Source organism: Salipiger marinus (genome assembly GCF_035481585.1).
Classification (GTDB): domain Bacteria; phylum Pseudomonadota; class Alphaproteobacteria; order Rhodobacterales; family Rhodobacteraceae; genus Salipiger; species Salipiger marinus.
This window is the reverse complement of sequence record NZ_JAYKSL010000082.1, coordinates 1-1177: the sequence shown is the minus strand read 5'-3', so window position 1 is coordinate 1177 and position 1177 is coordinate 1. Positions and strand designations below refer to the sequence as shown.

Below are 1177 nucleotides of genomic sequence, written 5' to 3'. Positions count from 1 at the left end.
CTCAGACGAGGATTTTCGACACGACGCCGGAGCCGACGGTGCGGCCGCCTTCGCGGATGGCGAAGCGCAGGCCGTCTTCCATGGCGATCGGCGCGATCAGCTCGACGACGAACTTCAGGTTGTCGCCGGGCATCACCATCTCGGTGCCCTCGGGCAGCTCGACGGTGCCGGTCACGTCCGTGGTCCGGAAGTAGAACTGCGGGCGGTAGTTCGCGAAGAACGGCGTGTGACGGCCGCCTTCTTCCTTGGTCAGGATGTAGACCTCACACTCGAACTTGGTGTGCGGCTTCACCGAGCCGGGCTTGCACAGGACCTGCCCGCGCTCCACGCCTTCACGGTCGATGCCGCGCAGCAGCGCGCCGATGTTGTCGCCCGCTTCCCCACGGTCCAGCAGCTTGCGGAACATTTCCACACCGGTGCAGGTGGTGGTCTTGGTGTCGCGGATGCCCACGATCTCGATCGAATCGCCGACGTTGATCACGCCGCGCTCGATACGGCCGGTCACCACGGTGCCACGGCCCGAGATCGAGAACACGTCTTCGATCGGCATCAGGAACGGCTGGTCGGTGGCGCGCGGCGGCTGCGGGATGTATTCGTCCACGGCGGCCATCAGTTCGCGGATCTTGTTCTCGCCGATTTCCGGATCGCGGCCTTCCATCGCGGCCAGAGCCGAGCCCGCGATGATCGGAATGTCGTCGCCCGGGAAGTCATAGGCCGACAGCAGCTCGCGGACTTCCATTTCCACCAGCTCGAGCAGTTCCGCGTCGTCCACCTGGTCGACCTTGTTCAGGAACACCACCATGGCGGGGATGCCCACCTGACGGCCCAGCAGGATGTGCTCGCGCGTCTGCGGCATCGGGCCGTCAGCCGCGTTCACCACGAGGATCGCGCCGTCCATCTGCGCCGCACCCGTGATCATGTTCTTCACATAGTCCGCGTGGCCGGGGCAGTCGACGTGGGCGTAGTGACGGGCTTCGGTCTCGTATTCCACATGCGCGGTCGAGATCGTGATGCCACGGGCCTTCTCTTCCGGCGCGCCGTCGATCTGGTCATAGGCCCGGAATTCGCCGAAATACTTCGTGATCGCCGCCGTCAGCGTCGTCTTGCCGTGGTCAACGTGACCAATCGTGCCGATGTTGCAGTGCGGTTTGGACCGCTCAAACTTTGCCTTTGCCAT

Annotated in this window: 1 protein-coding gene; it reads right to left on the bottom strand. The window is 64.6% G+C overall.

Annotated features, from left to right (window positions below; translation table 11 throughout):
* Position 1: 1 nt before the first annotated feature.
* The coding region (tuf, locus tag VK682_RS27225) for an elongation factor Tu (RefSeq protein WP_324782995.1) at positions 2-1177 on the bottom strand (1176 nt) is incomplete at its 5' end.